A 4504-nucleotide genomic window follows, 5' to 3' on the forward strand; every position below is an offset into this window, starting at 1 on the left:
ATCCTCAATGCGCATTGACTGATCCATCCATCGGCCCACCTCTGGAGACCCGGCCTTGAACGCAAACTCCCCCTTCCCGATACCCGCTCAGATTCCCGTGCTGCCCAAGGGCTCCGCACCCTTGCTGTGCGTTGACGTAGGCGGAACCAAGGTGGCCGTCAGCGTGGCCGATGAGCAAGGCGTGCGGGGCCGGGTGACCGAAGCCACCGTTAAACAGGGCAGCCGCGACKCCCTGGGCCAGCAGGTTCTGGCGTTGATGGCACGCAGCTGCGCCGAGGCGGGCATCGATCCCTCAGCCGTTTCGGCAGTGGGCGTCGCATCGTGCGGACCGTTTGCGCTGCACGACGGCCTGATCGAGCTGACAACCCCCAACATCTGCGGCGGCATGGCCGGCAAGGCGCGTGGCCTGCCCAACGACTGGCTCAGCGTGCCGCTGGAAGCACCGCTGCGCCAGGCCTTTCCCAACGTACGCGTAGAAAACGACGGCATCGCCGCACTCGAGGCCGAGCGCCGCTGGGGCGCCCTGCAGGGTCTGGAGCACTGCGCTTATGTGACCTGGAGCACCGGCGTCGGTGTTGGCCTGTGTGTTGATGGCCGGGTGCTGCACGGCAAGCACGGTAATGCGGGCCACGCCGGCCACATGTTTGTGAGCGACAGCCATGACGCACTGTGCGGCTGCGGCAATATCGGCGACCTGGAAGCCTTGGTGGCCGGCAATGCGATAGAGCGGCGGTTTGCCGGCGCGGGCCACGCCGGCGCGATCAACCTCTTTGCCGCCGCGCGCGCGGGCGATGCCAGCGCAACGGTGATGGTCGACGAGCTTTGCCGGGTGATGGGTCGCGCCCTTTACAACCTTGTGGTCACGCTGGATCTCCAGCGCATCAGCCTCGGAGGGAGCGTGTTCCTGAATCACCACGACTATCTTTTGCCGCGCCTTCGGGCCCAGATACAGGGCAAGCTGCCGGCCCTCACGGATGGCGTTGAACTGGTGACGGCCGGGCTGGGCGAACGGGTCGGGGATTTTGCAGCTTTGGCACTGGTGAGTTGACGCGACTGCCGGCAGAAAAAACTAGCCCTGCCCCGAAGCCTCGGTCGCTTCAGCCTTCTTCACCACCCTCACCTGCGGCGACAGCTGCCAGAAAATCCCCGCTGATGCCAGCGTGATCAGCCCCATCGCGGCGAACGTCGCCTGGAAGGAGTGCAGCGTCTGCACGGCCTCGCCGGCACCAAAGAAGCCCGTGAAAGCGGCCAGCACCGCGCCCGCTGCGGCCACGCCCATGCTCATCGCCAGCATCTGCACCATCGACAGCAAACTGTTGCCGCTGCTGGCCATGCTGCTGTCCAGGTCGCGCAGGGTCACGGTGTTCATCGCAGTGAATTGCATCGAGTTGACCGCGCCAAAACATGCCAGCTGGAGGATGTGCAGCCACAGCGGCTGCGCCGGTGTCACGAAAGCAAAACTCGCCATCGTCAGGCCCACCATCGCGGTGTTCGTCACAAGCACCCTGCGATAGCCGTAGCGAGTGATCAGCGGTGTGGTGAAGCGCTTGACCAGCATGCTCGCCACGGCAACCGGCACCATCATCATCCCCGCCTGCAACGGCGAATAGTCCAGGCTGACCTGCAGCAGGAGTGGCACCAGGAAAGGCATGCACGAGCTGCCCAGGCGTGAGAACAAATTGCCCAGCAGTCCGATGCTGAGCGTGGGAATCGAGAACAGCCGCGGCGAAAACAGCGGGTCAGGGCGTTTGGCGGCATGCAGCCAGTACGCGGTAAGGCTGGCCATGCCGAACACCAGCAGCACCAGCACGCTGGCCTGTTTCAGGCCCAGGCCCGACAGCCCGTCCACCGCCAGCGACACGGCCACCATGCCGAAGGCCAGCAAAAGGTAGCCCGGCAGGTCGAAACGCGGCATTTGAAGCCGCGGGTTGTCCTCCATGTAGAAAAGCGTCGCCACGCAGCCCAGTACCCCCACCGGAATGTTGATGAGGAACACCCAGTGCCAGGAAGCCACCTGGACCAGCCAGCCGCCCAGCGTGGGCCCGATCAGCGGGCCAACCAGGCCCGGAACGGCAATGAAGCTCATGGCCTGCAAAAAGCGCTCGCGCGGAAAGGCGCGCAGCACGGCCAGCCGGCCCACCGGCAGCAGCAGCGCCCCGCCCATCCCCTGCACCACCCGCGCCGCCACCAGCTGCATCAGGTTGCCGGACAGCGCGCAGGCGATGGAGCCAATGACGAACAGCGAGATCGCCCCCACATACACCCGCCGCGTGCCAAAGCGGTCGGCGATCCAGCCGGACGCGGGGATCAGCATGGCCATGGTGAGGGAATAGGCCACCACCACCGACTGCATGCGCAAAGGGCTTTCGCCAAAGCTGCGGGCCATGGCCGGCAAGGTGGTGTTGACGATGGTGGCGTCCAGCGTCTGCATGAAAAAGCCGATAGCTACCAGCCAAAGCAGCATGCGCAATGATTTTTCTTCTGCCTGCATGGATAAGAGATGCGAAAGTGCGAACTTGGTTCACCGCATGGGAAATCAAGAAGACAAGAGGATGGCCGGACAGCAAAAAGCCGCCCCGAAGGCGGCTTTTAAAGCGAAAGCGTTGAGTTCCGCCTCAGGCCGAGAAGCTGGATCCGCAGCCGCAGGTGCTGGTGGCGTTGGGGTTCTTGATGACGAATTGCGCGCCTTCAAGGTCGTCCTTGTAGTCGATTTCGGCGCCCACAAGATACTGGTAGCTCATGGCGTCGATCAGCAGGGACACGCCATTTTTGGTCATGGTGGTGTCGTCTTCGTTGGTGATTTCATCGAAGGTGAAACCGTACTGGAAACCGGAGCAGCCCCCGCCCTGCACAAAGACGCGCAGCTTCAGATCCGGGTTGCCTTCTTCGGCGATCAGCTCAGCCACTTTGGACGCGGCGCTGTCGGTGAAGACAAAGGGCGCGGGCATTTCGGTCTGGATATTTTCGGCAACGGCACTCATGGGGACTCCAATACATAAAGCGAATCAGGGTTCGCGATTCGAGGCTTTCAAGCCTCTGGCGACACTTATGGCAAATAGTACAGCAATTCAATCAACCATAACGCCCATGCGTGTTAGGCCCGGCGGTCTATTTGTGAGCGCTTACTCGCCCAATTCACCCCCACCAATCAGATGTTGTTGGCGGCCAGTTTGAGCGTGGGTTTTTCTTCTAGTTCCGCGTGGCTTGTAGCRCGCAACTGTCCGAAGATGACGGCGCCCTGGTGCATTTCAAGCGCCTTGTAAGACACGTCGCCCTCGATTTTGGCTTTGGGCTGCAATTCAAGCAGCTCGGATGCGTGGACAGGGCCCATCACCCGGCCATTGATGATCACATGGTCGGCATGAATATGGCCGGTCACGGTGGCGGACTCGCTGATCACCAGAATGCTGGAGCTGCCTTCGGCGGCGCGGATGTCGCCGATCACTTCACCGTCGATCCGCAGGCCGTCGGTGAATTTCAGGTTGCCCTCAATGCAGCTGCCTTGGGCGATCAGGCTTTTGATGGGCGGCTGCTTCTTTTTTCCAAACATACAAAGGTTCCTGTGCTGGGGTGGCGGTGGAAGGGGAAATCGGGGAGAAATTCTCAAAGCTTGAAGGTCTGGGCAGATCTGACCGCTGTCCCCTCAATGACTTTAGCTGTAACTGTTTGTACCATGGCTTGGGGGGGCAAGTCGAGGACACCTTCCACACGAAGGTACTGTTTGAACTGTAAAGTTTGCGGTCCGCCGGGCAAAGTCATCGTCCAGGGTTTTCCGTCCTGCGTGCCATGAACCGTCAGGTCAAGTTTCCCGTTGAAATTAGGCGCACCTTTGACGGGCTGGATCACCAGGACCTGCCATTTGAGCTGGGTTCCCGACAATACCTCGGCCTGCAGGCTGCGGATGGCGACAACCTCGGCGCTGCCAGCCGGCAAAAGCTTCTGAAAAAATCCCAGGTCGTCGCGCAGGCTGCGGTTGTCGCTCTCCAGCTGCCGGATCTGGCTCATCATCTTTTCCTGCACCGCTTTTTCGGCCGTGAGCAGGCTGCCTGAAGTATTGGCAATCGATTGCGCCCTGTCGCGGTCTGCACGCAAAGTGACCACTTCCTGACGCAACACGCTGATCTCTTCCCTGGCATCGGTATCCACGCCCGCAATCCCCTTGCCGAACTCGAAGGCCCAGAGGGCGACCGCTGCGGAAAACCCCAGCATCAGGGCACCGGCGATCCACCGCAAGGGCCAGGGGAGCGAGCTGCGCACCGACATGCGCGGGGAGCTGATCGTCAGCCGGCGGCGAAACAGGCGAAATTTCAAATCGGGGACCCTGCAGTTTTCGGTTCGAGGAGCTGCATTGTGCACGCAGACATCCGCTGAACCGCCCGATTCAGCCGTAAAGCCGGGTAAGGCTTTGCATCAGGAAAACTAAACGCTTACAAAGCATTGACAGGACGTTGCGGTCGCCACACAAATGCTTCGGCCATGAAAAAAGCCGCCGGGTAAACCAGGC

At 61.6% G+C, this 4504-nt stretch carries 5 protein-coding genes; 1 reads left to right on the top strand and 4 read right to left on the bottom strand.

All coding sequences use genetic code 11. The features are described 5' to 3' along the window. Positions 1–121 precede the first annotated feature (121 nt). Positions 122–1048, top strand: a complete 927-nt coding sequence (locus AC1DWI_RS14525; protein WP_477725080.1) for an ROK family protein — start codon at positions 122–124, stop codon at positions 1046–1048. A 21-nt stretch (positions 1049–1069) separates the two neighbouring features. Here the strand turns inward: AC1DWI_RS14525 and mdtD are convergent, their stop codons facing one another. The 4 genes from mdtD to AC1DWI_RS14545 all read right to left on the bottom strand — a co-directional run bounded on the left by mdtD (position 1070) and on the right by AC1DWI_RS14545 (position 4311). Continuing rightward, positions 1070–2491, bottom strand: a complete 1422-nt coding sequence (mdtD, locus tag AC1DWI_RS14530) for a multidrug transporter subunit MdtD (protein WP_477670050.1) — start codon at positions 2489–2491, stop codon at positions 1070–1072. Between the two features lie 124 nt (positions 2492–2615). Further along, a complete protein-coding gene (erpA, locus tag AC1DWI_RS14535; RefSeq protein ID WP_122955163.1) occupies positions 2616–2981 on the bottom strand; it encodes an iron-sulfur cluster insertion protein ErpA in 366 nt (121 codons plus the stop codon). 167 nt (positions 2982–3148) lie between these two features. Then, positions 3149–3550 (bottom strand): bactofilin family protein, encoded by a 402-nt coding sequence (locus AC1DWI_RS14540; RefSeq protein ID WP_457282898.1) that lies wholly within the window; start codon positions 3548–3550, stop codon positions 3149–3151. Between the two features lie 53 nt (positions 3551–3603). After that, positions 3604–4311, bottom strand: coding sequence for a DUF6776 family protein (locus AC1DWI_RS14545; protein WP_477666786.1), 708 nt, complete (start codon positions 4309–4311; stop codon positions 3604–3606). Positions 4312–4504 lie beyond the last annotated feature (193 nt).

The organism is Polaromonas sp. P3_C2, from assembly GCF_056402675.1.